We start from the raw sequence: 415 nt of genomic DNA, 5'->3' as shown, positions 1-415 counted from the left end.
TGCAGTTTAAATTAGTAAATGCGACAGTCTCCGGTGACAAATAGTTTACAAAGAACTATGAAAAACACCGAGGGGGTGCCCAGCGGCGGGGGCTCGCAGCCCCCGAGAGCGAAACAGAAGATTACGATTAAACATATATTAAACAAAGGGGAGACCACGGTCTCCCCAAGATTAATTAATTTTGTATTATGAAGTTCCATCAATTAACCTCGGAGCAAAGATACACAATTTCTGTCTTACTCCAAAAAGAAATGTCCAAGAAAGCAATTGCAGAAGCAATAGGCGTCCACAGAAGTACAGTATACCGTGAGATAGAGCGTAACTCTTCTGAATATACGGGTAAATACACCTATACGGTTGCCGTCAGGAGAGCAAGAAGGCGCAAGCGACGCTATCAGAGACCTCGCAAGATGAC

At 44.1% G+C, this 415-nt stretch carries 1 protein-coding gene; it reads left to right on the top strand.

What is annotated here, in order from left to right:
* Window positions 1-188: 188 nt before the first annotated feature.
* Window positions 189-415 (top strand): helix-turn-helix domain-containing protein (locus tag HMPREF2983_RS03550; RefSeq protein ID WP_141757618.1); only part of this gene is annotated, 227 nt, incomplete at its 3' end.

It is taken from the genome of Prevotella sp. HMSC077E09, assembly GCF_001814685.1.
Lineage (GTDB): Bacteria > Bacteroidota > Bacteroidia > Bacteroidales > Bacteroidaceae > Prevotella > Prevotella oris.
This window is presented reverse-complemented; position numbering and strand designations above follow the sequence as displayed.